General features: G+C 49.0%; 24 protein-coding genes and 2 riboswitches. Of the genes, 2 read left to right on the forward strand and 22 right to left on the reverse strand.

Annotation, left to right across the window (positions count from 1 at the left end):
• Positions 1 to 12 precede the first annotated feature (12 nt).
• Together pcrA and pcrB are read right to left on the reverse strand one after the other, a co-directional pair.
• Positions 13 to 2232 carry a DNA helicase PcrA gene (gene pcrA / locus SB847_RS18620; protein WP_105938001.1) on the reverse strand — a complete coding sequence of 740 codons (2220 nt, stop codon included), beginning with the start codon at positions 2230 to 2232 and terminating at the stop codon, positions 13 to 15.
• A 57-nt stretch (positions 2233 to 2289) separates the two neighbouring features.
• Positions 2290 to 2979, reverse strand: a complete 690-nt coding sequence (gene pcrB, locus SB847_RS18625) for a heptaprenylglyceryl phosphate synthase (RefSeq protein ID WP_003155740.1) — start codon at positions 2977 to 2979, stop codon at positions 2290 to 2292.
• Positions 2980 to 3174: 195 nt separating this feature from the next.
• On the opposite strand from pcrB, the gene SB847_RS18630 reads away from it, so the two are divergent.
• A complete protein-coding gene (locus SB847_RS18630) occupies positions 3175 to 4749 on the forward strand; it encodes an FMN-binding glutamate synthase family protein (RefSeq protein WP_410564962.1) in 1575 nt (524 codons plus the stop codon).
• Between the two features lie 35 nt (positions 4750 to 4784).
• On the opposite strand, the gene SB847_RS18635 is transcribed toward SB847_RS18630, so the two are convergent.
• From SB847_RS18635 to SB847_RS18645, 3 genes are read right to left on the reverse strand one after another with little or no spacing between them, the layout of a single operon-like run.
• Entirely contained in the window at positions 4785 to 5096 is a 312-nt protein-coding gene (locus SB847_RS18635; RefSeq protein WP_029326169.1) for a YerC/YecD family TrpR-related protein, read from the reverse strand.
• Between the two features lie 2 nt (positions 5097 to 5098).
• Entirely contained in the window at positions 5099 to 6094 is a 996-nt protein-coding gene (locus SB847_RS18640) for a DUF3048 domain-containing protein (protein ID WP_410564965.1), read from the reverse strand.
• A 24-nt stretch (positions 6095 to 6118) separates the two neighbouring features.
• Positions 6119 to 7861, reverse strand: coding sequence for an adenine deaminase (locus tag SB847_RS18645; RefSeq protein WP_410564968.1), 1743 nt, complete (start codon positions 7859 to 7861; stop codon positions 6119 to 6121).
• A 121-nt stretch (positions 7862 to 7982) separates the two neighbouring features.
• On the opposite strand from SB847_RS18645, the gene SB847_RS18650 reads away from it, so the two are divergent.
• Positions 7983 to 8213: a YgaP family membrane protein gene (locus SB847_RS18650; protein ID WP_017419030.1), complete on the forward strand. Its 231-nt coding sequence runs from the start codon at positions 7983 to 7985 to the stop codon at positions 8211 to 8213.
• Positions 8214 to 8382: 169 nt separating this feature from the next.
• Here the strand turns inward: SB847_RS18650 and purD are convergent, their stop codons facing one another.
• From purD to SB847_RS18735, 17 genes are all read right to left on the reverse strand, one after another.
• Positions 8383 to 9651 (reverse strand): phosphoribosylamine--glycine ligase, encoded by a 1269-nt coding sequence (gene purD, locus SB847_RS18655; RefSeq protein ID WP_032871756.1) that lies wholly within the window; start codon positions 9649 to 9651, stop codon positions 8383 to 8385.
• Between the two features lie 15 nt (positions 9652 to 9666).
• Positions 9667 to 11205 (reverse strand): bifunctional phosphoribosylaminoimidazolecarboxamide formyltransferase/IMP cyclohydrolase, encoded by a 1539-nt coding sequence (gene purH / locus SB847_RS18660; RefSeq protein WP_410564972.1) that lies wholly within the window; start codon positions 11203 to 11205, stop codon positions 9667 to 9669.
• Entirely contained in the window at positions 11202 to 11789 is a 588-nt protein-coding gene (gene purN, locus SB847_RS18665; RefSeq protein ID WP_007408902.1) for a phosphoribosylglycinamide formyltransferase, read from the reverse strand. Before purN ends, purH begins: the two co-directional genes overlap by 4 nt.
• Entirely contained in the window at positions 11786 to 12826 is a 1041-nt protein-coding gene (gene purM, locus SB847_RS18670; RefSeq protein WP_410564977.1) for a phosphoribosylformylglycinamidine cyclo-ligase, read from the reverse strand. The genes purN and purM overlap by 4 nt, the downstream gene beginning before the upstream one ends.
• 91 nt (positions 12827 to 12917) lie before the next feature.
• Entirely contained in the window at positions 12918 to 14348 is a 1431-nt protein-coding gene (gene purF, locus SB847_RS18675; RefSeq protein WP_007609856.1) for an amidophosphoribosyltransferase, read from the reverse strand.
• Complete coding sequence (purL, locus tag SB847_RS18680) at positions 14324 to 16552, reverse strand: phosphoribosylformylglycinamidine synthase subunit PurL (RefSeq protein WP_105938007.1); 2229 nt, start codon at positions 16550 to 16552, stop codon at positions 14324 to 14326. Before purL ends, purF begins: the two co-directional genes overlap by 25 nt.
• The gene (gene purQ / locus SB847_RS18685; RefSeq protein WP_105938008.1) at positions 16536 to 17219 is read right to left on the reverse strand and encodes a phosphoribosylformylglycinamidine synthase subunit PurQ; all 684 of its coding nucleotides are present in this window, start codon (positions 17217 to 17219) and stop codon (positions 16536 to 16538) included. Before purQ ends, purL begins: the two co-directional genes overlap by 17 nt.
• Positions 17216 to 17470: a phosphoribosylformylglycinamidine synthase subunit PurS gene (gene purS / locus SB847_RS18690; protein WP_003155758.1), complete on the reverse strand. Its 255-nt coding sequence runs from the start codon at positions 17468 to 17470 to the stop codon at positions 17216 to 17218. Before purS ends, purQ begins: the two co-directional genes overlap by 4 nt.
• Complete coding sequence (purC, locus tag SB847_RS18695) at positions 17470 to 18189, reverse strand: phosphoribosylaminoimidazolesuccinocarboxamide synthase (protein ID WP_375005017.1); 720 nt, start codon at positions 18187 to 18189, stop codon at positions 17470 to 17472. The genes purS and purC overlap by 1 nt, the downstream gene beginning before the upstream one ends.
• 75 nt (positions 18190 to 18264) lie before the next feature.
• A complete protein-coding gene (purB, locus tag SB847_RS18700) occupies positions 18265 to 19557 on the reverse strand; it encodes an adenylosuccinate lyase (RefSeq protein WP_007408896.1) in 1293 nt (430 codons plus the stop codon).
• Positions 19557 to 20738, reverse strand: coding sequence for a 5-(carboxyamino)imidazole ribonucleotide synthase (gene purK, locus SB847_RS18705; protein WP_410578295.1), 1182 nt, complete (start codon positions 20736 to 20738; stop codon positions 19557 to 19559). The genes purB and purK overlap by 1 nt, the downstream gene beginning before the upstream one ends.
• A complete protein-coding gene (purE, locus tag SB847_RS18710; RefSeq protein WP_007609846.1) occupies positions 20692 to 21180 on the reverse strand; it encodes a 5-(carboxyamino)imidazole ribonucleotide mutase in 489 nt (162 codons plus the stop codon). The genes purK and purE overlap by 47 nt, the downstream gene beginning before the upstream one ends.
• A 131-nt stretch (positions 21181 to 21311) precedes the next feature.
• Positions 21312 to 21413, reverse strand: a riboswitch (purine riboswitch).
• 78 nt (positions 21414 to 21491) lie between these two features.
• Complete coding sequence (locus SB847_RS18715) at positions 21492 to 21689, reverse strand: NETI motif-containing protein (RefSeq protein ID WP_007609843.1); 198 nt, start codon at positions 21687 to 21689, stop codon at positions 21492 to 21494.
• Entirely contained in the window at positions 21686 to 22240 is a 555-nt protein-coding gene (locus SB847_RS18720; RefSeq protein WP_007609840.1) for a DUF2179 domain-containing protein, read from the reverse strand. Before SB847_RS18720 ends, SB847_RS18715 begins: the two co-directional genes overlap by 4 nt.
• A 121-nt stretch (positions 22241 to 22361) precedes the next feature.
• On the reverse strand, positions 22362 to 22535 hold the full coding sequence (locus tag SB847_RS18725) for a Fur-regulated basic protein FbpA (protein ID WP_003155777.1): 174 nt from the start codon (positions 22533 to 22535) through the stop codon (positions 22362 to 22364).
• Positions 22536 to 22673: 138 nt separating this feature from the next.
• Positions 22674 to 23456, reverse strand: a complete 783-nt coding sequence (locus SB847_RS18730) for a hypothetical protein (protein ID WP_410578297.1) — start codon at positions 23454 to 23456, stop codon at positions 22674 to 22676.
• Positions 23457 to 23652: 196 nt separating this feature from the next.
• On the reverse strand, positions 23653 to 24975 hold the full coding sequence (locus SB847_RS18735) for an NCS2 family permease (protein WP_007408891.1): 1323 nt from the start codon (positions 24973 to 24975) through the stop codon (positions 23653 to 23655).
• A 131-nt stretch (positions 24976 to 25106) separates the two neighbouring features.
• Positions 25107 to 25208, reverse strand: a riboswitch (purine riboswitch).
• Positions 25209 to 25210 lie beyond the last annotated feature (2 nt).

Raw genomic sequence — 25210 nt, forward strand, 5'->3', positions numbered from 1 at the left:
TTCCTCTTCAGGTTACTGCTTTTCAATCGGCGCAAAAGCGGCAAGCAGACGCTTCACGCCGACTGGGCTCGGGAATGCGATATCAAGCTCGGTGCTTTCGCCTTCTCCTTTTACGCTGACAACCGTTCCGGTGCCCCATTTTTTATGGCCCGCTTTATCGCCGACCGCCCAGCTGAGCGAGTCGCCGCCTGTTTTGTTCGCATAGGAAACGGGACGAGATACGGGCCCGCGTTTCGGCTGCACTTTTCTTCCCGGCTGCATGCGAGGTGTTTTCTTCTCATTTAGGTTCTCCAATAAATCGCCAGGTATTTCCCTGATAAAGCGGGATTCCGGATTCATATTGGTGCGGCCGAATAAGGTGCGCATTTTGGCATTTGTTAAATACAGTTCTTCTTCCGCCCTCGTAATGCCTACATATGCGAGCCTGCGTTCTTCTTCCATCTCGGCTTCTTCCATCAGGGAGCGGCTGTGCGGGAACACGCCTTCTTCCATGCCCATTAAGAACACGACAGGAAATTCAAGCCCCTTAGCGGCGTGCAGTGTCATTAAAGTGACGGCATCCTTTCCGCCTGATTCTTCTTCCTTCTGGTCGAGCTGGTCAATATCCGCAATCAGCGCCAAATCAGTCAGAAACGCGACGAGAGACTTGTCTTCGCTTTTTTGTTCGAAGTTTTTCGTCACGGAAAGAAACTCGTCGATATTTTCAAGGCGGCTTTGGGCTTCGATTGATTTTTCGGCCTTCAGCATTTCTCTGTATTCCGTTTTCTCGAGAATTTCTTCCGTGAGTTCCGTAATGGACAGGTAATCCTGCATGTTCGTCAGATTTTCAATCATCGTGCCAAAGCCGTCAAGCGCGTTTGCCGCTTTCGCGCTGACGCCGATGAAATCAACCTGTTTGATCGCCTGGAACATTGACATTCCGTTCATCGCCGCATATGAAGCGATTTTTTCTAGTGAAGTTGCGCCGACGCCCCGCTTCGGCACATTGACGATCCGCGTAAAACTGATGTCGTCGTCCGGGTTTGACACAAGGCGCAGGTATGCGAGAATGTCTTTAATTTCTTTCCTGTCGTAGAACTTGGTTCCGCCGACGATATTGTAGTTCAGTCCGGATTTTAAAAGGGTTTCTTCAATGACGCGCGACTGGGCGTTTGTCCGGTATAAAATCGCGATATCGGAAAGCTTCCGCCGGCCCGAGCTGTGCAGCTCATAAATTTTGCCCGCGACGAATTGGCCTTCGCCGAATTCATTGTCGCCGCTGTAATAAGAAAGCTTGATGCCTTCGTCATTTTCCGTCCACAGGTTTTTCGGCTTGCGGTTTGAGTTGTTTTTGATCACTTCGTTAGCCGCCTGCAGAATCCGCTTTGTTGAGCGGTAGTTTTGCTCGAGCAGAATCACGTTTGCGCTCGGATAATCTTTTTCAAAGGAAAGGATATTCGCGATATCCGCCCCGCGCCATCTGTAAATGGACTGGTCGGAGTCACCGACGACGCAGATATTTTCAAGACGGGCCGCAAGCTGCTTCACAAGCAGGTATTGCGCCCTGTTCGTATCCTGATACTCGTCTACGTGAATGTACTGGAATTTGCGCTGATAAAACTCAAGCACTTCCGGCACACGCTCGAAAAGCTTAATCGTCGTCATGATTAAATCATCAAAATCGAGCGATTGGTTTTTCAGCAGTTTTTTCTGGTAATCTGTATACACGTCACTCGTGACCTGATCGTAGTAGCCGCCGGCCGTTTTTGCGAATTCCTCAGGTTCGATCAGCTCGTTTTTTGCGCTGCTGATGGAGCCTAAAATACTTCTCGGATCAAACTTTTTCGGATCGATATTCCGCTCTTTCAGAATCCCTTTAATAACGGAAAGCTGATCAGCCGTATCAAGAATGGAGAAATTTCGGTTGATGCCGATTCTGTCAATATCCCTGCGCAGAATCCGCACGCACATGCTGTGGAAGGTGGATATCCAGATTTCATCCGCGCCGGGTCCGAGAATGCTCTCCACCCGCTCCTTCATTTCTCTGGCTGCTTTATTTGTAAATGTAATCGCCAGAATGTTCCATGGCGCCACGTGTTTTTCCGCCATTAAGTATGCGATTCTGTGCGTCAGCACACGTGTTTTTCCGCTTCCCGCGCCCGCCATCAGAAGCAGCGGACCGTCCGTCGTCTTGACCGCTTCCTGCTGAACGGGATTTAATCCGCTTAATAATTGATTGCTAATGTAATTCATATCCGTTCACCGCCTATCAAACATATGTTCTATCATAAATCATTTTCGTCCGCTTGGCTACTTTGTCTTTACAGCCGCCACCGTTTTAAGCGCCTGATCAAAATCTTCATATACGGCATTTCCGACAACGATGACATCGGCATGACGGCCGAACCGTTCCGCCGTTTCCGCGTCTTTAATGCCGCCTCCGTAAAACAGGACGGACTTGTCCAGCACAGCTTTCGTTTTCTCCACCGTTTCTATGTCCGCCAGCATCCCGCTGTATTCCAGATAAAAAATCGGGAGATGAAGCAAATGTTCCGCGACCCGCGCATAGGCGAGAATATCTTCTGTTTCTATATGTGTATCCGCCTCCGTCAAAGCGGCCGCCTTACAATCAGGGTTGACGATGCAGTAGCCCTCCGTCACGATTTCCTCCATTGACATGAGCTCTCCGTATTCTTTCATCGCCTGATGATGCATGCCGACAATCCAGTCCGCCTTTTTGCTGTTGAGCACACTCGGAATGAAATAAAGATCAAACCCGGGCACAATGGAATCAATCGTCGACACCTCAAGTACGCACGGCACTAAAAACCGCCGCACTTTTGACATCAGTCTGAGCACATTGTCCTCGGTGATATTGTCGCTTCCTCCGATCACAATGGCGTCAGTCCCTGATTCACAAAGCCGTTCCAGCTGTTCATCCGGTAAATCTTTATTCGGATCGAGTTTAAAAACATGCTTCCACTCGTTAACATCGTACATGCGTTTTCGTTCCTCCATTCGTTTCTTGCCATTTAAACATTATAACAAATTCGTTTGGCCCGGAAAAACGGAAAAAGACGTCATTCACCTGATTCACAAAAAAAGATTGCGCTCCGCCGGACGGGACATGGCTATGTTTGAAAACAGACAATATGTGGAATGTCAAAGAGAAAAAAGACAAGGAGTCTGATCTGAATGGAACAAGCCATTATCGTACTGATTTGTATATTGATTTTTATTATTTTAGTTCCCGCCGTATTGTTTCTCTGGATATACATAAGAGACGAAAAGCAGGAAGAACATTCAGTGCTGCGCAATTATCCCGTAGCGGGAAAACTGCGCTATATATTTGAAAAAATCGGACCTGAGCTGCGGCAGTATTTATTCAGCAATGATAACGAAGAACAGCCGTTTTCCCGGAGAGAATATGAACAGACGGTCATGTCGGGAAAGTATAAAAGCAGAATGATGGGCTTCGGCTCAGAACGGGATTTCGATCAGCCGGGCTATTATATCCGTAACGCCCTTTTCCCGAAACAAAGGGAGGAGCTGCGCACAGATCAGACGCCGAAGATCGACACGATGGTCTACAAGATTGACAAAGACAACCTGCTGAAACGCAGCGAACACCGTGAAAAAACAAAAGCGGACCCTTATTACCTGCATCCGGACGATGTGCAAGTGATCGGCCGCGACACATGCAAAAAGCCGTTTTATGTGAAAGGGTTAATCGGACAATCAGCGATGAGCTACGGCTCACTTGGCGACCGGGCAATTACCGCCCTGTCAAAAGGGCTGCACCAGGCCGGCGGTACATGGATGAATACAGGCGAAGGCGGCCTGTCTGAGTATCACCTGAAAGGCGGCGTGGATATTATCTGCCAAATCGGCCCCGGGCTGTTCGGCGTGCGCACTGAAGATGGAGAATTTTCATGGGAAGAATTTAAGAAAAAAAGCCGCCTCGAGCAGATTAAAGCCTTTGAATTAAAGCTTGCGCAAGGGGCGAAAGCAAGAGGCGGGCATATTGACGGTTCAAAGGTGACCGAAGAAATTGCCGCCATCAGAAATGTGCAGCCCGGACAATCCATTGACAGCCCAAACCGCTTCAACGAGTTCTCAAATGTTCCGGACATGCTTGATTTCATTGAGAAATTAAGGACTGTCGGCGAAAAACCGGTCGGCATCAAAATTGTCCCGGGCAGCCGCAAAGACCTTGAAGACCTTATTTCCTGTATGAGTTCATCTGGCAAACTTCCCGACTTTATTACGATTGACGGCAGTGAAGGGGGAACGGGAGCTTCTTTCCATGAGCTGGCGGATTCCGTCGGCCTGCCGATTCTGACCGGCCTCCCCCTTGTTGACGGCCTTTTGAAGACATACGGTATAAGAGATAAGCTGAAAATTTTCGCATCCGGAAAGCTGCTCACTCCGGATAAGATTGCCGTTGCCCTCGCGTTAGGCGCGGATTTTGTCAATATTGCCCGGGGAATGATGTTTTCAGTCGGCTGTATCCGCGCTCAAGTATGCCACACCAATCATTGTCCTGTCGGAGTGGCGACAACCGACCCAAAACTTCAGCGCGCGCTCAGTATCGAGGATAAACAGCACCGCGTCTGCAACTACGTGCTCTCGTTGCGTGAAGGGCTGTTTCACCTCGCCGCGGCGGCGGGCATCAGCTCGCCGATTCATTTCTCAGCTGAACACATCGTATACCGGGAGGAAGACGGAAGCCTGAGGGAACTTCCCGGCCTTTTGAATCAGCACGCATAAAAAAAACCGCCTGCCGTCATCGGCAGAGCGGTTTTTTACGTAGCTGAGGAGGATTCTCCTTCGTTTACGCGGTCAAGCGCCATTTCATAGGCGTCGTTACCGTAATTTAAGCATCTCTTCACCCGGGAAATCGTCGCTGTGGAAGCACCCGTTTCGCTTTCAATTTTGTGATACGTATTTCCTTCGCGGAGCATTCTTGCCACTTCCAAACGCTGCGCCAGCGATTGGATTTCATTAATCGTACAAAGATCATCAAAGAAACGATAGCATTCCTCCAGATCTTTCAGCGATAAAATAGATAAAAATAACTGGTCCAGTTCTTTTCCGCGTAATTTATCGATTTGCATCGTCAAACACCTTCTCCTTTACTAATGGAAGCTGCATCGAGATCAGGCACGATATTAATCCATGTCTTTCCTGGCACAAACGGAAGAATCTCACCGCCTTTTACGGGCAGAATACGGCCGTCTTTATATTCCCAGTCTGACTCCATAACATCGCCGTGCTGAAGCAGGAGGCCCTTCCCCCCTGTCTGAATATCGATGGCCCGCCTTCCATCTTTGTCTGTCATGCGATGGCCGGCTTCAACAATAAAAATATTGTGCATGGCTAAAGGCTTTCCGGTCTCCCGGTCTGTCGCTTTCACACCATCAGAGCTTCTTGTATAAGCATCAGCTTTTTTATCATAATCGTATTCGACAAGATTTGTAACGTTTTGTGTTCCATAATCTATCCGAATATTGTAGGTTTCGTTTCCGGGTTTTGCATCTGATGTCTGAAATGGGAGCGGTTCTGTTTTTCCGTTCAGCTTGTATCCTTTTTGTTCCGCCGCCTTCCTGATATTGTCATACGACGTGTAGGAATTGTGGGGCGGCTTGCTGAAATCGGCTCTCCAAAACAGGCTTCCGTCAAAATCCAAACCGTTTATATAATCGTAAGCTCCGGACTCCAACTGCTTTTTTGCGCCGGGACTCCAGCCATGATGGACAAATATGCTGTTAAACCCGCTGCTGAGCGTGACAAAATATTCCCTCGCGCTCCGCACAGGCCCGACCGTTTCCGGCATCTCACTTTGAAAAATCGCGAGAAACCGCGTAATCCGACCCTCCGCGAGCGCTTCGATGACAACATCCGCCTTTGACAGCCCGGATTGGGGCCTCGCCTTCGGATGATTGTTCACTGCGACTGCAATCGGACGGCGTTCTGCAAGCTTCTGCTCAGTTTTCAGCCCCGTTAAAGGAGCTTCCGCTTCTTTCGGCTGCACCTGATCGGCATTGTTCTGCCGGCAGGCGGCAAGCAGCAAAAACGCAAAACAAAGCATACAAACGGTTTTCCATCTTTTCATATGTCGGCTCCCTGCTTTTATATTTTAACGCATTATCGATGGAAAGAGTACAGTTTTTTTCATCACGTCGAATATTCCTCTCGGCGTAATGCGGATATAAGGCAGGTGTGTGCTCTGCAAAAAGAGCAGCGTATAGATCGGATCGCAGAATCGGTAGCCCCGCTCCTCCAGCAGCGTCCTCAGTTTTTGCTCTTTCTCAAGCACTTCTTCATACTTCTCCGCAGATGCAGAACCGTTTAAGGCGAGGGGAATCTCATGAAGAATCTTCCCGTTTTCGGCAAGCACGATTCCGCCGCCGATTTCTTTCATCCGTGAGAAAGCGAGCAGGATATCTTCCTTATTTTTTCCGACAGCGATAATATCTCCGGTTGTCGTGTAGGAACTGACAAAGCCCTGCACCCGATCGGCAAAACCTTTCAGCATTGTATTGACCCGCCATTTTCCATGCTTATCGAGAAGCGTGAGATAGCATTCATCATGATCAAAAGAAAGCTGGTCAACAGAATTATCAATCGCAATCATATACGGCTCCATAATGACCGCGTTGCGCATGGCCACACCCATCGGCATTGAAAACTGTAAATCATCCATCGTCATATCATATGAAAGCTCAAGAGGGACAAGACCGCCCTTTTTCCAATCCGTTTCTGTAAACGCATTCATATTTCGGCCGTCTTCCCTCAGCAGGATGCCTTTGGAGATTACCGTGACCGGGTCCGGATTCATCGGGTCATCGAGAATGTTCAATGAAGCAAGCCGGCCCGGACCGATCACACCGAGAAAGTCGTCCATCTGATAATACTTCGCGATATTAAAGGACGCCATATTGTAGGCATCGATCGCCGGAACTCCTTCCTCCAAAGCGATTTTGATTAATTCATTCGTCATGCCGCCTTTATAAAAATGCGGCGTCGCTCCATCCGTCGTGTAGAAGAAATGATCATAATGCCGGAAGCCTTTTTGATGAAGATCCTGTAAAATCGTTCTCAAATCAGGGCGGATGGATGAATGTCTGAGCGAAACATAGTAGCCCAATTCAAGCCGTCTCATCACCTCGCCGCCATTCATCGCCTCGTGGTCGGAATCCGCTCCGAACAGTTTCATCTTCGTCAGTGTTTTTTCAGAGGCTCCGGGAAAATGCCCTTCTATCCGCTTGCGCAGTTTCTTTGTCGCCTGCATGCAATGAAGCATCAGGTCATCTCCGTCCATGAGGCGCGGCCATCCGGTCAATTCTCCGCCTTGAATGACATCCGGGTGCTCCATCCATTGCTTGCGGACATCAAAAGAAAGAAGCTGATCCTCATTCAGCACTTCAGTCTGCAGATCATATCTGGACCACCAGAAATATTGCACCGGCTGTTTTTTTAGTTCCTCTAATATAGTAAGCGCTTTCTTTTTACCGCTGTGCAAAAGAAAAAACAAGTTATCATTAACAAACGTCGTTGTTCCGAATTGAGACACATATTCGGCGAGCGTTTGGGGATTATATAATTGAAAAGGATGTGTATGCGGTTCAATGTAACCTGGCACAATGTATTTTCCTTCACAATTTATGGTATGAATGTGCTCTGCTGCATCAGGAAGCTCATGACCAACATATACAATTCGGTCTCCATAAATCCAGACATTCTTTTTCAGCCATTGTTTTAAAAAAGGATTTAATACGAGAGCATCCCGTAAAAGTAGCGTTGGAAGCAGCTTTGAGTCTACAACATCCGCCTGTGATCTGATGTCTTTATTTTTCCAGTTAAAGGTACGTTCGGACATTCACATACTCTCCTTCGCTTATATTAGACCCATCGTATCACATCCGCACAATTATCGCACGGCTAAAACGTTACAAATTATTGAAGATGAATGAAAAACTTTTTCTAAGGGAGCTGAAATGATGAAACCGAATATCAGTTTATTAAATGCCGTTATGCGCATCACTTGCGGCCTCACCATTTTGTCTGCTGCGTCAGCGAAATACACGAGAAAACCTTGGTGCAAGATGCATCTCTTCTGTATGATGATGGGCGCGATGAAAGCGGCGTCCGGCATCCTCCGCTTCTGTCCGGTGACATATATGTTCCAAACCGGAATGAATCAGGATGACAGCCATCAGCAAGAAAAATAACAAGCCGTTTCGGCTTGTTATTTATTTTCCCCTGTCCCGCGAGTCTGAGAAGAATCCGTCTATACGCCGGAAGACTTCATCGATGACTGCGTGTCACACGGCAAACCGACAGTCTTAGTCGTCTTTTCAGAAGAAAACCCGCATCTTATATGACACGGGGTTTTCCTCTTTATCGCTGCGATGCTTTCAGCGCACGGGCGCCGATGTCGCTTCTGTAAAACAGTCCGGGTTTTGTCAGCCCTGAAACGGCGCTGTACACTTTATCTCTCGCCGCTTCAAATGTCTCAGCAAATGCCGTGACATTGGCGACCCGGCCGCCGTTTGTAACAAATTGTCCGCCGTCTTTTTTCGTTCCGGCATGAAAAACGGCGATCCCGTCTTCAGCGGACGTCAAACTGCCGATCGGCGTGCCTTTCGCATAGCCTTCCGGATAGCCCTCAGAAGCCAGTACAACGCTGACGGCGGCCGTATCCTTCCACCTTAGGTCAACATCCTTCTCATGCAGCAGATCCAAGAGCACCTGGATGAGGTCAGATTCCATTCTCGGCACGACAACCTGTGTTTCCGGATCTCCGAAGCGCGCGTTGAATTCAATGACTTTTGATCCGTTTTCCGTCAGAATCAGCCCCGCGTACAGCACGCCCGTGAAGGAACGTCCCTCTTTTACCATTGCTTTTGCCGCCGGCTTCACAATCGTTTCGACTGCGCTTCTGACGATATCATCGGAAATGTGCGGCACCGGTGAGTAGGCGCCCATTCCGCCCGTATTCGGCCCTTTGTCTCCATCGAAGGCGCGTTTATGATCTTGAGCGATCACCATCGGATAGACGGTCTCCCCTTTTACAAACGCCATTAAAGAAAATTCTTCGCCGGCGAGGAACTCTTCAATGACAACGGATGCGCTCGCCTCGCCGAATTTCTCATCCTCAAGAAAATCGTGCAGGCATTCAATCGCTTCTTCTTCCGTCATCGCGACCGTGACACCTTTTCCGGCGGCAAGTCCGTCCGCTTTAATGACAATCGGCGCACCTTTTTGCTGCACATATGCTTTCGCCTCTTCAAATGAAGTAAACGTCTCATACTCCGCCGTCGGAATGCCGTATTTTTTCATTAAATCCTTGGCAAACTGTTTGCTCCCTTCAATGATTGCCGCTTTTTCAGACGGTCCGAAAACAAGCAGTCCGGCTTTTTCAAACTCGTCGGCTATCCCTTCAATCAGAGGAACTTCGGGGCCGATAATCGTCAGCCCGACATGATGTTCTTTCGCAAACGCAATGAGTGCGGCATGATCGCTTTCTTCAATGTTGACCAGCGTCGCGCAGTCTGCCATACCGTCATTTCCGGGCGCGGCGTACACCGTGTCAACAAGCGGGCTTTGCGCCGCTTTCCAAGCCAATGTATGCTCTCTGCCGCCTTTTCCGATAATCAATACATTCACGCTTCGTTCCCCCTCTTAATGTTTGAAATGTCTGATGCCGGTGAATACCATGGCGATCCCGTATTCATCCGCTTTTTTAATCGAATCTTCATCGCGGACCGATCCGCCTGGCTGGATAATCGCCGTGACACCGGCTTTTGCGGCTTCTTCGACTGTATCCGGCATCGGGAAAAACGCGTCTGATCCGAGCGCGCTGCCTTTTGCTTTTTCTCCGGCCTGCTCAATGGCGATTTTAGCTGAACCGACGCGATTCATCTGCCCCGCGCCCACACCGACCGTCATATGGTCTTTTGCAAGAACGATCGCGTTGGATTTCACATGTTTGACGACTTTCCAGGCCAGCTTCAAATCTTCCCATTCTTGCTCGCTCGGCTCTCTTTTTGTCGGGATGCTGATGTCGGCGTCATCAAATCCATGGACGTCTAAATCTTGAATCAAAAGACCGCCCTGTACGGATGTCAGCTGTTTTTCTTTCTTCCCTGATGCGGTCACGTCAAGCGTGAGCAGACGAAGGTTTTTCTTCGCCGTCAGTACGTTCAGCGCTTCTTCACTGAAAGAAGGGGCGATAATGATTTCTAAAAAGATGCCGTGAAGGGCTTCAGCCGTTGCCTGATCAACTTCACGGTTCAGCGCGATGATGCCGCCGAAAATGGAGGTTTTATCAGCTTCATACGCTTTATTGAATGCTTCCTCAATTGAAGCTCCCGTACCGACTCCGCACGGGTTCATATGTTTAACGGCAACAGCTGCGGGTTCTGTAAATTCCCGGACGATTTGAACGGCCGCATCTGCGTCCTTAATATTGTTGTAAGAAAGCTCTTTGCCGTGAAGCTGTTTTGCCGCCGCGATGGAACCGGAGACGGGAAGTGCGCTTTGGTAGAAAACCGCCTCTTGGTGAGGGTTTTCACCGTAGCGGAGCGATTGTTTTTTCTCAAATGTAACGGTGAATTGCTCAGGGTCTTTCTCACCGGCCTCGCGTGTTAAGTAATCAGCGATTAATGCGTCGTATGCCGCGGTATGGCGGAATACTTTGGCCGCAAGCTCGCGTTTTCTTTTAAGAGAAACGCCGCCGTGTTCTTTAATCTCATTGAGCACGGAGCTGTAATCGGCCGGATCTGTGATGACCGTCACATCCTGATGGTTTTTCGATGCGGCGCGCAGCATGCCGGGACCGCCGATATCAATGTTTTCTATCGCTTCATCGTATGTTACGTCTTCTTTTGAAATCGTTTCTTTAAACGGATAAAGGTTGACAACCACAAGGTCAATCGGTGCAATGCCGTGCTCATTGATCTGCGCCATATGCTCTTCATTGTCTCTTACGGCAAGCAGTCCGCCGTGAATATTAGGATGGAGCGTTTTTAACCGTCCGTCCATAATTTCAGGAAATCCGGTCACTTCTGAAATGCCGATGACATCCACATCGTTTTCCTGAAGAAGTTTTTTTGTTCCTCCGGTCGAAATGACTTCGACGCCGAGCTCTGTCAGTTCCTTTACGAAAGGGACGAGATTTGTTTTATCAGAAACACTGATTAGTGCGCGTTTGATTGTCATGCCTTTTCACCTCTGTTATTTAGTCCCAGCAGCTGTTTCACAACGCTCGGATACCATTTGTGCTCAAGCTCGTGTATTGTATGCTCTATGTCTTCAAGCGTATCGTTTTCCTGTATTTCGAATGCTTTTTGCGCGATAATCGGTCCGGTGTCCATGCCTTCGTCGACGTAATGAACGGTAATGCCCGCCACTTTCACACCGGCCCGATACGCCTGTCCGACAGCGTCAATCCCGGGGAATGCCGGAAGAAGCGAGGGATGTATATTAATAATGCGGCCCCCGTATGCTTCAAGCAGCGTATCTCCAATCAGTCTCATATAGCCGGCGAGAACGATTAATTCCGCCCCGTGCAGGCGCAGCTGTTCAATAACGGCCCGTTCAAAGGCCGCTTTGTTTTCAAAAGATGACGGTTCAAAGGCGAATGACGGAATGTGTAAAGCCTCCGCCCTTTCCACCGCCTTTGCCTGAGGCTTATCGGTCACGAGAAGCGAGAGCTCCGCATCCCACTTCTCTTCTCTCATGCGTTTGGCAATGGCCTCGAAGTTCGATCCGTTTCCTGAAGCAAATACCGCAAACTTTTTCATGAAAGAGCCGCACCGCCGAAAGAAATGCCTTCGCCCCGCTTGACCCGGCCGATCAAATAAGCCTTCTCGCCCTGAGCTTCAAGCGTGTCGATGACGTCTGTCAGGTTTTCTTCTTTAACGGCAAGGACAAAACCGATGCCCATATTAAAGACATTGAACATTTCTTCTTCTTTCAGCTTGCCGTGCTCCTGCAGAAACGGAAAAATCGGCGGGATCGGCCATGATCCGTGATCAATTTCCGCGCTCAATCCGTCCGGCAGCATCCGCGGGATGTTCTCGATGAATCCTCCGCCTGTCACATGCGCCATGCCGTCCACCTTACCGCTTTTCACAGCCGTAAGCACCGGCTTCACATATATTCTCGTCGGTTCCAGCAATTCTTCTCCGAGAGGACGCGCAAACGGTTTATAGACAGTATCCAAATCAAGTCCGCCGTCATCAAGAAACACTTTTCTCACAAGGGAAAATCCGTTGCTGTGAAGGCCGCTTGAAGTAAGTCCGATTAAGAGATGCCCCTCTTCGATATGTTCACCGGTGACGATTTCGTCTTTTTCCGCGACGCCGACTGAAAAGCCGGCAATATCGTATTCATCAGCTGTATACAGCCCCGGCATTTCCGCCGTCTCACCGCCGATAAGCGCTGATCCTGACTGCTCGCATCCGTCCGCCACGCCCTGAACGATCTGCTCAATTTTTACCGGATCAGCCTTGCCGACCGCCAAATAATCAAGGAAAAACAGCGGCTCCGCTCCTTGGGCAAGCACATCATTTACACACATCGCGACCGCATCGACGCCGATCGTGTCATGCTTATCCATTGAAAATGCGAGTTTCAGCTTGGTGCCGACACCGTCTGTTCCGGAAATTAAAACAGGCTTTTGATACGGAAGCTCTGACAGATCAAACATTCCGCCAAAACCGCCCAGGCTTCCCATAACGCCGAGCCTTTTCGTGCGCTCCACGTGTTTTTTCATTCGTTTGACGGCTTCGTATCCGGCTTCGATGTCAACTCCGGCATTTTTATAAGCATCAGACATCCCTATCACTCCTTGTCAATTCGTTTCTCCTTAAAAGGCAGAAAGAGAAAGGCAGCCTGAATTCCCGCTGCCTTTATATCATTTTCAGATTTTATTTTGTCAGTACCGCTTCTTTTACGTGAGGAAGCACTGTATCCTGATAAATTTCCGTCGGATATTTGCCCGTAAAACAAGCGAGGCATTGTCCGCAGTTGGTGTCTTCAAATTTTCGGCCGACTCCTTTTAACAATCCGTCTACACTTAAGAAAGAAAGCGTGTCGGCACCGATGATCTGGCGGATTTCTTCCACAGAATGAGAGGAAGCGATCAGCTCCTCATGTGTTGATGTGTCGATGCCGTAGAAGCACGGATGAGCGATCGGCGGTGAACTGATCTTGACGTGCACCTCTGTCGCTCCCGCTTCTCTGAGCATTGTGACAATCCGGCGGCTTGTCGTCCCGCGCACGATGGAATCATCAACCATGACGACCCGTTTTCCTTCAACAACACCGCGGACGGCGGACAGCTTCATTCTCACGCCTTGCTCACGGAGAGCCTGTGACGGCTGGATAAACGTTCTGCCGACATAACGATTTTTAATGAGACCGAGTTCGTACGGGATGCCCGTTGCCTCGGCATAGCCGATGGCTGCAGAAATACTGGAATCAGGCACGCCTGTGACGACATCCGCTTCAACCGCGGACTCCTGGGCAAGCATTTTTCCGAGGTTTTTCCGGGCGCTGTGCACGTTAATGCCGTCGATATTGCTGTCAGGTCTTGAGAAATAAATGTACTCCATGCTGCAGATGGAACGGTTGATATTCATGGAGAAACGCTCTGATTTCATGCCTTCATCATTGATGATCAGCATTTCGCCCGGCTCTACCTCGCGAAGGTATGTCGCACCGACCACATCGAATGCGCACGTTTCTGAAGCGACGACGTAAGCATCACCCATCATGCCGATTGACAGCGGTCTGAGTCCGTTCGGGTCAAGCGCTACGATCATTTCTGTTTCAGTCATAATCAGGAACGCGTAGGCGCCTTTCAGCATGGACAGCGAATTTTTGATTTGATCCTTCAGCGAAAAGTGTCCGCTGCGTTTAATCAGGTGAGCCAGCACTTCCGTATCGGAGGAAGTCTGAAAGATGCTCCCTTGGTTTTCAAGCTGCTGCTTCAACTGTGTGGCGTTGACCAAGTTGCCGTTATGGGCGAGCGCGAGGCTGCCGTTGTTTTGCGAACGGAACAGGAGCGGCTGAACATTTTCATATCCGCCTCCGCCTGCCGTCGCATAACGGACATGCCCGATCGCGCCTTTTCCCTTCACTTTGCTCAGTTCGCCGTTTTGAAAAACCTCGGTAATAAGCCCCTGTCCTTTATGCGCCGTCAGTTTTTCACCGTCAGTTGCGACAATTCCCGCGCCTTCCTGTCCTCTGTGCTGGAGGCTGTGCAGGCCGTAATATGTGATCTGCGGAGCTTCTTCATGTCCCCAGATGCCAAACACACCGCATTCTTCATTCAGGCCTTTGATTTCAGCAAGCATGGAATAGCTCCTTTCCACGCGCGCTCAAGTTCTTTCGTTTGCGCGTGAACCAATTGTTGTCCGTCCTGGTTTTGAATCGCCAGAAGTCCGTCAGCCGTTACCTCGCCGATATGAACCGCATCGGCCACAGCCGCTTCAAACGCCGCTTGGTGTTCTTTTTTCACCGAAACGACGAAGCGGGATTGAGATTCAGAGAATAATAATGCCGCTTCCCCTGCAACAGTCACGTTGGCGCCAAGGTTTTCCGTCGTCATGACGCTTTCTGCAATCGCTACGCCTAAGCCGCCTTCTGATACGTCATGCGCTGATTGAACGAAGCCTTTTTTAATCGCGTCAAGTAATGCTTTTTGACGTGACAGCTCTATATCAAGATCGATTTGCGGCGCTTTGCCGTAAATGCGGCCTTCTGTCATTTTTTGCAGTTCGCTTCCGGCAAACTCAGGTTTTGTTTCGCCGATCACGTATACAAGATCCCCCGCTTGTTTGAAATGCTGTGTCGTAATATGAGCGGTATCTTCAATTAAGCCGACCATGCCGATAACAGGCGTCGGGTAGATCGCCGTTCCGTTCGATTCATTATAAAGTGATACGTTTCCGCCGATGACGGGTGTGCTGAGAACATTGCACGCCTCGCTGATGCCGTCGGCCGCTTTTTCGATCTGCCAGAAAATTTCAGGTTTTTCCGGGTTTCCGAAATTCAGATTATCCGTGACCGCAAGCGGTTCGGCGCCGGAGCATACGATGTTGCGCGCCGCTTCGGCAACTGCGATTTTCCCGCCTTCTTCAGGATCAAGATAGAGATAACGCGCGTTACAATCCGTCGTCATCGCCAGCGCTTTTTTCGTGCCGCGGATTCTGAGCACTCCCGCGTCAGAGCCCGGGGCGACCACCGTATTTGTGCGCACCATGTAGTCATATTGATCGTACACCCACTCTTTGCTGGCGATTGTCGGCTGCTGCAGCAGGGCAAAAAGCGTATCTGTCGCATCTTTTACTTCAGGCGCGGGAACTTCCGTTTCCTGAAACTCGCGGTAGTACGCGGGTTCTGCTGACGGCTTGTGGTATACAGGCGCTTCTTCCGCCAGCGCGTCGACCGGAAGCTCGCAAACAACCTCTCCGTTATGGCGGAGGCGGAGCATTTTATCATCCGTAACATGACCTACGGAAACCGCTTCGAGATCATATTTATCAAAAATATCGACAATTTCCTGTTCACGTCCGCGTTCAATAACGAGAAGCATGCGTTCCTGAGACTCGGAAAGCATCATTTCGTAAGCGGTCATATCTGTTTCCCGCTGCGGAATGAGATCAAGGTTCATTTCAATGCCTGAGCCGGCTTTGCTTGCCATTTCAGCACTCGAACTTGTCAGTCCGGCCGCCCCCATATCCTGAATGCCGACTAAGGCGTCGCATTGGATGACTTCAAGGCATGCTTCCAGGAGAAGTTTTTCCATGAAAGGATCGCCGACCTGCACCGCGGAACGTTTTTCTTCAGATGAATCTGACATTTCTTCCGATGCGAAAGTAGCGCCGTGTATGCCGTCGCGGCCCGTTTTAGCGCCGACGTACATGACCGTGTTGCCGACACCTTTCGCCTGGCCTTTTTTAATATCTTTATGATCAATTAAGCCGACGCACATTGCATTGACAAGCGGATTGCCCTCATAGCTTGCGTCAAACTGCACTTCTCCTCCGACCGTCGGAATTCCGATACAGTTTCCGTATCCCGCGATTCCCGCCACTACTTCTTCAAACAAGTACTTCACACGAGGTGAAGTGAGCTCACCAAATCGAAGAGAGTTTAATACAGCTATCGGACGGGCGCCCATTGAGAAAACATCACGGATGATGCCGCCCACTCCCGTCGCAGCACCTTGGTATGGCTCAAGCGCTGACGGATGGTTATGAGATTCAATTTTGAACACGACCGCCTGATTGTCACCGATGTCAACGATTCCCGCGCCTTCTCCGGGACCCTGCAGCACGCGTTCGCCGCTAATCGGGAATTTGCGTAAAACCGGTTTTGAGTTTTTATAGCTGCAGTGTTCTGACCACATGACGGAAAAAATCCCGATTTCCGTGTAGTTCGGCAATCTTCCGATAATAGATTCAATGAGTGCGAACTCGTCATCACTGACACCCATTTGCTGATAGAGTTTCTCTTCTTTTATTTGTTCTTTACTTGGTTCAAGCAGTAGCGACATGAGTTTCCCTCCAATTTTTCACGATAGACCGGAACAATGTAAGACCGTCTGCGCTGCCGAGCAGTTCATCGACTGCGCGCTCAGGGTGAGGCATCATGCCTAATACGTTGCCTTTCTCATTCACGACGCCGGCAATGCCGCAGACGCTTCCGTTAATATCGCCGCCGTATGTGAAGGCAATTTGATTGTTTTCTTTTAATCTTTCAAGCGTTTCATCATCACAGTAGAAATTGCCTTCGCCGTGGGCAACCGGAATCGTAATCGATTGTCCATTTTCATATGAAGATGTGAATAACGTATCGCCGTTCTGCACGATTAATTCAACCGGGCGGCAGATGAACTTTAAATCTTTGTTGCGTCTCATCGCGCCTGGCAGAAGTCCGAGCTCCTGCAGAATCTGGAATCCGTTGCAGACGCCGAGAACCGGTTTTCCTTCGGCAGCCGCTTTTTTCACGGCCGGCATGATGTTTGCGAATCTGGCGATGGCGCCGCATCTCAAGTAGTCGCCGTATGAAAACCCGCCGGGGATGAGCACGCCGTCAAATCCGTCAAGGCTTGTTTCCTCGTGCCAGACATACTCGACTTCTTCGCCGAGTTCGTCCTTTACGGCGTGGAACATATCAATATCACAGTTGGAGCCGGGTAACACAATCACCGCAAATTTCACTGTGCGACAACCTCCTCAACTTCATATCGGTAGTCTTCAATGACTGTATTGGCAAGGAGCTTTTCACACATTTCTTTCACGAGCGCGTCAAGATCGCGGTCAGATTTTTCAATCGTCAGCTCCATGTATTTTCCGATGCGCACATCCTGCACTTCATTGTAGGTCATGCTGTGCAATGCATGCTGCACCGCGCTTCCTTGAGGATCGAGCACACTTTCTTTTAAGCTGACATAAACTTTCACTTTATACATTATGAAATGCCTCCCAGTCTTTTGAAAATCTCTTCATATGCGTCGGTTAAGCTTCCCAGGTTCCGTCTGAACAAATCTTTATCGAGCTTTTCGTTTGTGTTTTTGTCCCACAGACGGCACGTGTCAGGAGAAATTTCGTCCGCTAAAAGCACCCGTCCCTCTGCGTCTAAGCCGAATTCCAGCTTAAAATCTATTAATCTGACGCCGCAGTTTTCAAAAATATGCTGAAGTTCTTGATTCACCTGGTTTGTAATCGATTTGATCGTTTTGACCTGCTCAGGAGCCGCCGCTTTCAAGAGCCAGATATGATCTTCTGTGATGAGCGGATCGCCCAGCGCGTCATCTTTATAATAAAATTCGATAATCGGCTGCGGAAGCTCAGTTCCTTCCGGGATGCCGAGACGTTTCGACATGCTTCCGGCGGCAATGTTTCTGACCACGACTTCAAGCGGAATGATGCTCACTTTTTTGATAAGCTGCTCTGATTCTGAAACACGCTCCACAAAGTGGTTGTCAATTCCTTTGGCGTGCAGATGTCTGAAAATCAGGCTTGAAATTTCATTGTTCAGACGGCCCTTTCCGCTGATCTCCGCTTTTTTCTCACCGTTAAAGGCTGTTGCGGAATCCTTGTAGACCACGCGGAGAATCTGTTCGTCTTCTGTTTGATAAATTCGTTTCGCTTTTCCTTCATAAAGAAGATTATTGTTCACAATATTCACGGAAGGCCTCCTAACCCGAATGTTGGGAATATTCAATCTATAGCGGCTGAAGAAGCCGCCTCCGGCTGGCTTCTTCTATAAACCTAAACGCTCAAAGATCAAGTCGACGTTTTTCAGATGATAATTGTAGTCAAAGCAATCGGCAATCTGTTCCGGTGTGAGACGGGACGTGATTTTTTCCTCCGCTTCGACAAGCTGGCGGAACGGCACTTGTTTTTCCCACGCTTCCATCGCTTTCGGCTGAACCGTGTCATATGCTTCTTCACGAGGCAGACCCGTGTCGATTAAAGCAAGCAGCACGCGCTGAGAATAGATCAAACCGAGTGTGCGGTCCATGTTGCGTTTCATATTTTCCGGGAATACCGTTAAGTTTTTGACGATATTGCTGAATCGGTTCAGCATGTAATTCAGCGCGATTGTCGCGTCAGGAAGAATGATGCGCTCAGCTGATGAATGAGAAATATCACGCTCATGCCATAACGGTACATTTTCGTATGCCGTCAGCATATACCCGCGGATCACGCGCGCCATGCCCGTCATATTTTCCGACCCGATCGGATTCCGTTTATGAGGCATAGCCGATGAACCTTTTTGTCCTTTCGCAAAAAACTCTTCCACTTCACGTGTTTCACTCTTTTGCAGACCGCGGATTTCCACTGCGAATTTTTCAATGCTCGTCGCGATCAAAGCCAGTGCCGCCATGTAATCCGCATGTCGGTCGCGCTGTAATGTCTGAGTGGAAATCGGCGCCGCTTTCAGACCGAGTTTTTCACAGACATACTGCTCTACGAACGGATCAATATTCGCATATGTGCCGACCGCGCCGGAAAGCTTCCCGACTTCGATCCCTTCTTTTGCCTGCTTGAAACGTTCAAGGTTGCGTTTCATTTCTTCATGCCAAAGCGCGAGTTTCAGGCCGAATGTCGTCGGTTCCGCGTGTACGCCGTGCGTGCGGCCCATCATGACCGTGTATTTATGTTCTTTCGCTTTTTCTTTTATAATGTCAACAAATCTCTCAATGTCCTTGAGCAAGATCTCATTCGCCTGTTTTAATAGATAGGAAAGAGCGGTATCCACGACATCTGTTGACGTCAGGCCGTAGTGAACCCATTTTCTTTCTTCACCTAATGATTCTGAAACCGCACGGGTGAATGCAACGACGTCATGGCGCGTATCCTGCTCGATTTCCAAAATGCGGTTGATGTCGAAAGACGCGTTTTCACGCATGACCTTGACGTCTTCTTTCGGAATGACGCCAAGCTCAGCCCAGGCTTCACAGGCTAAAATCTCGACTTCCAGCCATGCCTGGTATCTGTTTTCGTCCGTCCAGATCGCGGACATTTCAGGTCTTGAATAACGTTCGATCATTATGCTCGTCCTCCGTCTCTTTTCATCCATATGTTCGTGATGTCCTGAATCCATGTTTCATCAGGCTTCCGCAAAAATGTCATATGCCCCATTTTGCGGCCTTTTTTTATCTCATGTTTCCCATACAGGTACAGTTTGGCTTCCTTTAAAAGCTCCGTATGCTCCTCCGCAAGCTTCACTTCATCACCGAGCAGATTCACCATCATTCCCGGTTTGAGAAGATCGGTTCTGCCGAGAGGAAGTCCGCAGACCGCTCTGATGTGCTGTTCGAATTGGCTCGTTTCACAAAGGTCGAGCGTATAATGCCCTGAATTGTGAGGACGCGGCGCCAGTTCATTAATCAAAAGGTCTCCGTCTTCCGTGACGAACATTTCCACCGCAAGGGGCCCGACAAGTTCCAATTTCTCCGCGAGCTGAACGGCAAGCGCCTCTGCCCGCTTTTGAACCGTTTCCTCCGCTCTCGCGGGTACGATGCTTTGGAACAGAATATTATTTTTGTGGATATTTTCAGCAGCCGGAAAGGTTGAAATCTCACCGTGCACCGATCTCGTCACGATAACGGAAAGCTCCATCCGGAACGATACCCAGCTTTCAAGTATGCACGTGCCGTTTTCTAACAGCGCAGCCGCTTCATCTGTCTGTCCTTCTTCCTTAATGACAAATTGGCCTTTGCCGTCATATCCGCCGCGGCATGTTTTCAGCACCGCCGGGAGCCCCAGTGCCTGAACGGCTTCCTCAAGCTCCCGTCCGCTGTTTACGATCCGATAAGGAGCGACTTGACAGCCTGCTGACTGGATCGCCTTTTTTTCCGTTTCCCTGTTTTGAGTGATGAGCAGCAGCTCGCTTCCCTGGGGAAGATATGCATGTTCTTTGAGCCAGTTGAGCGCCTTGTAATCGATATTTTCAAATTCGTAGGTAATGATGTCACTGACTCCGGCCAATTTTTGAATCGCTTCACGGTCATTGTACTGGGCGGTAATCTCAATATCGGCGATCTGTCCGCATGGCGAGTCTTTCACGGGATCGACGACAGCGACTTTATAGCCCATCTGTTTTGCGGCGACAGCCATCATTTTTCCGAGCTGTCCGCCTCCGATAATGCCGATGACGGCGCCGGGAAAAATCGTTTTTTTATCAGACAAGCTGATCACTGCTTTCCAGCACCGTTTGTTTTGTCGCATTTCTTCTCGCCTCTAGTTTATCCGCAATGTCATCGTCAAATGCCGACAAAATTTGCGCGGCTAACAGACCCGCGTTCACTGCGCCCGCTTTCCCGATCGCCGTCGTCGCGACCGGCACGCCGCCGGGCATCTGTACGATAGACAGAAGAGAATCAAGCCCGTTAAGCGATTTCGTCTGAACCGGTACGCCGATCACCGGCAGCGTCGTTTTGGCCGCCGTCATTCCCGGCAGATGCGCCGCTCCTCCGGCTCCGGCAATAATGACTTTTAAACCCCTGTCTCTTGCGCTTTCTGCATATTCAAACATCAAATCAGGCGTCCGGTGCGCGGATACCACCTGTTTTTCATAAGGAATGTGAAGTTCGTCAAGTATGTCGCATGCATGTTTCATTGTCTCCCAATCGGAGGTGCTTCCCATGATGATTCCTGCTAGCGGCTGCATTCTGTTCCCACCTTCTCATGCTTTGTTTTTCAGAAAAAAAGCCCGGCTCGTATTGCAACTATGAGGAAGCAATACAAACCGGGCATGGCGCGCGTATCGTCAGTCGTTCGCTTCTGCGATATCCATGTCAGCTGTTTATCACTTTCCTGCATAGTCCGGCCGTTTACGGCAGCCGGGTAGAAACTTATGGGCCATATTCCCAAGATTATATGAGGTCGTGTTTTGATTTCATGTTTATCTTAACAACGGACTTAGATAATGTCAACGACATTATCGAACGATATAAAAATTCTTTCTTTTAATGTTCGTGTTTAGATCAATTTCCCTTCAAATACGATTTTTTTCCCGCAAGGAACGACTTGAATTGATCCATTTTCTTTCTTTTCTGTAAAGATCGGCTCTTCCATCCGCCGGACGGGCATATAGCCCTCTTCCTTCATTAAAGTGAGAATGGTGTCAATCGTTTCATCTTCCGTTACTTCAAACCGTTTCTTTTTTGGCTTTGTCATTCCTTAATTCTCCTCTTCTTCACTGCTTTCACCCAGAATCCGCCATGGATCGTTTTCGGCTCAAAGGCGATCATAAACGCTTTTTCATCAAGCGTTTTAATCGTATCATAAAGCTGAAGCTCATATTTGCGCGGTGTCAGTATCTGCATGGCGGTCCGGTCTCCTTCAAGTCCTCCCGCAACCCAGCTTGTAACCCCGTATCCTTTTTCCCGGAGCTGTTTCGGCAGGTCCAGATCGAGCTCCTTCGTAATGACGTTGACTGTAATATAGCCGAGCGCCAGTTTTTCTTCAATTTTCATTCCCACTATGACACCGAGACCGTAGCCGAGTGCATAGGCAATGACGTTTTGAATTTGATTCAGATTGCCGAGCACGAGACTCAGGCCGGTCACATACACAAGGATTTCAATCGTACTGATGCCCGCGGCGAAATAGCGCTGTCCCTTTAATGTCAGAATCATCCTGATCGTAAAGAAAGAGACATATATAATGTTAATGATGAGAATAATGAGAACCATACCTATACTGTTGGATAAAATCGTCTGCATCATTGATTCCCCCTCCTCTGATAATTTGAAAAGCCAATCTTTCAATTAAGAATAGTTTACCCTCTTTTGATCATTTTCAAAAGAAAAAAAAGCCCGCCCCGCAAGGCAGACTTTCAAGCTCTTATTAGTGAAGCTCGGCTTTTTTCAATCGTTTGACGGCTTCATATTCCTTTTCAAGCTCACTCAGCGTGTATCCGGACAGTTCCTGAACATGGTCTTGATAAAACCCTGAGCGGATCAGTTTTGTCCTCAGGTGCTGTTTTTTCCGATTAATGGCTTCTCGCAACAACGGGGCCATCTTCATCATCCCTTTCCGAATCATAAAGAGTAGTGCCGCTTTCGAATTGCTGTTGCTCTCATCATATCTCGGCCGGGTCTTCAAAACAACACGCTTTATTAGAAAAATTTGTAAACATTGTGAAAGACAAATTTCGACTTATAAAGGGATCAGCGAGGCAGTAAAGTACTCTGAAATAAGCGGCCATGTCACAGCCGTAAAAATGAGCATGATGATGACCGCCGCGGAAATACAGTACATCACGTCAGCCGCAGGCTTTTCAGCCGATTTGTAAAGAATCTGCACAAATTGCACCATCGCCGAGGCGGCCAGAAACAAGGTCAGCGCCGTAAACACCACGGTGACGACCGGCAGATTCAATATCGCGAAAATCATCCACACGATAGAGCAGGCGACAGCCGGAACCAAAAGCGATCCGACCCCCGCGGCCGCATCCCGCATCGTGATTTTCTGTTTCATCATATAACGTGATACAAGCCAGACCGCCCCGGCCGCAGCGGCAAAAAAGATGAGCGTATACACGAGAACGACGGTAAAGCCGTCAAAAAACGTATGATGCCGCTCTCCGTATCCGAGAGGCCTTTGCTGGCTTGCCCTCAGCTGAAACCAATTTCCGATTGAGAAAAAGATACTGAATACAAGCATTGAAATAAGAGCATATTTAAAGCGGGAAAAGCCGTCTTCCCCAACGACCTTCACCGGTGATGTCAAAATGCGCAGCGCGAAACGGCAATAACGTTTGACCGCGGCCCATGCAGAAGCGAGTTTTTCCGTAAAGGCCGGAGCCGGGCGCCGTTCCTTATCTTTTTTCTTTTGCTTTTGATAACGTCCCGCATTTCTGGACATTCTCGACAGCGGTTCTTCATCAGTTCCCTGATGCTGTTTTTCTTCTTCCAACGTTTCTTTTCTTTCTTCCGTCATGTCAGCAACTCCTATCAAAAAAATACGGCGGAATTTGTTAAGCAAGAAAATAAAACACTTATATAAGGTACCGAAGCGTCCTTAAACAGTCAAGCGGTTTTCTTCACCCGGACACCCACATGACGTTTTATATTATGTATTGGTTTTACGGAATAGGACAAAAACAAAAAACCGGCTGAACTCAGCCGGTTTTCCGTTATTTCAAGAAGATAAAATACAGGATAAAGATGACGAACAGCCCGTACATAATCGGGTGAACGCTTTTTCCTTTTCCTTTGCAGATCATTGTAATCGGGTAGAAAATAAAACCGATCGCAATCCCCGTCGCAATGCTGTACGTCAGCGGCATCATAATCATCGTTAAGAATGCCGGCACAGCCACCTCGAATTTATCCCAGGCGATCTTACCGAGCGGCGCCACCATCAGCGCGCCGACAATAATTAAAGCCGGAGCCGTCACATTCGTGGTGACGACTGACAGAAGCGGCGAGAAAAACATCGCCAGCAAAAAGAGAATGCCCGTCACAACAGCCGCGAAGCCGGAGCGAGCCCCCGCCGCAACGCCTGAGCTGGATTCAACATAAGAAGTCGTTGTAGACGTACCGAGTACGGCTCCGATAACGATTGATGTCGAATCCGCCAGAAGCGCTCTTCCCGCACGCGGAAGTTTGTTTTCCTTCATCAGCCCGGCCTGTGTCGCTACAGCCACCAGCGTTCCGGCCGTATCGAAAAACCCGACGAACAGGAACGTTAAAATGACAATCAGCATTTGTACGGAGAAGATATCCGGAAGATGCATCCACGCCTGTCCGAAAGTCGGCGCAAGACTCGGCACGCTGCCGACAATGTGCGTCGGAACCGGAATCAGTCCGCAGACCATGCCGGCAACCGCCGTCAGAAGCATTCCGATAAATACGCCGCCGTTTACGCGAAGCACCATCAGAATGACAGTCACAATAACACCGAAAACCGTCAGCAGCACAGGGCCGCTGTGAATATTGCCGATAGACACCAAAGTCGATGAGTTCGCTTCAATAATGCCCGAACCCTGCAAACCGACAAATGTGATGAACAAACCGATACCCGCGCCGACCGCCAATTTCAGCTCAGGCGGAATCGCATTAATGATTTTTTCCCGCAATCCCGTCAGCGAAAGCGCCACGAAGATAATTCCGGAAATCAAGACGCCGGAAAGCGCAGCCTGCCATGAAATCCCCATGCCGAGGACGACAGAGAAAGCAAAAAACGCATTTAATCCCATACCCGGCGCAATCGCGATCGGATACTTTGCAATGAGCCCCATTAAAATACAGCCGGCCGCAGACGCCAAGGCTGTAGCGGTGAACACCGCGCCCTGATCAATTTTTAATGCTTCGGGAAATCCCTTCACACCGTTTAAAGACAATGTCAGCGGATTGACAAACAGAATGTACGCCATTGACAAAAAGGTTGTTAAACCGCCGATGATTTCATTACGATAGCTTGTCCCCAGCTCATCAAACTGAAAAAATTGCTTCAAGCCAATTGCCTCCTTCATTCTCTCCCATTTATTCTGCCCGTTATCCGCCAAATAAAAAACGCCCCAAATACATTTGGGACGCTTGACTACATACGTTCAGTCTGAATAAATAAGAATGGATTATTTATATCAAACGATTGAGATTGATCCGTAGTCAAGCCATTTACGGTAGCTTGGTAGAAACTTGCGGGCCATATCCCCGCCATTATACGATATCTGCATATTTGATTTCTGA

It is taken from the genome of Bacillus sp. SIMBA_026, assembly GCF_046535335.1.
Lineage (GTDB): Bacteria > Bacillota > Bacilli > Bacillales > Bacillaceae > Bacillus > Bacillus velezensis.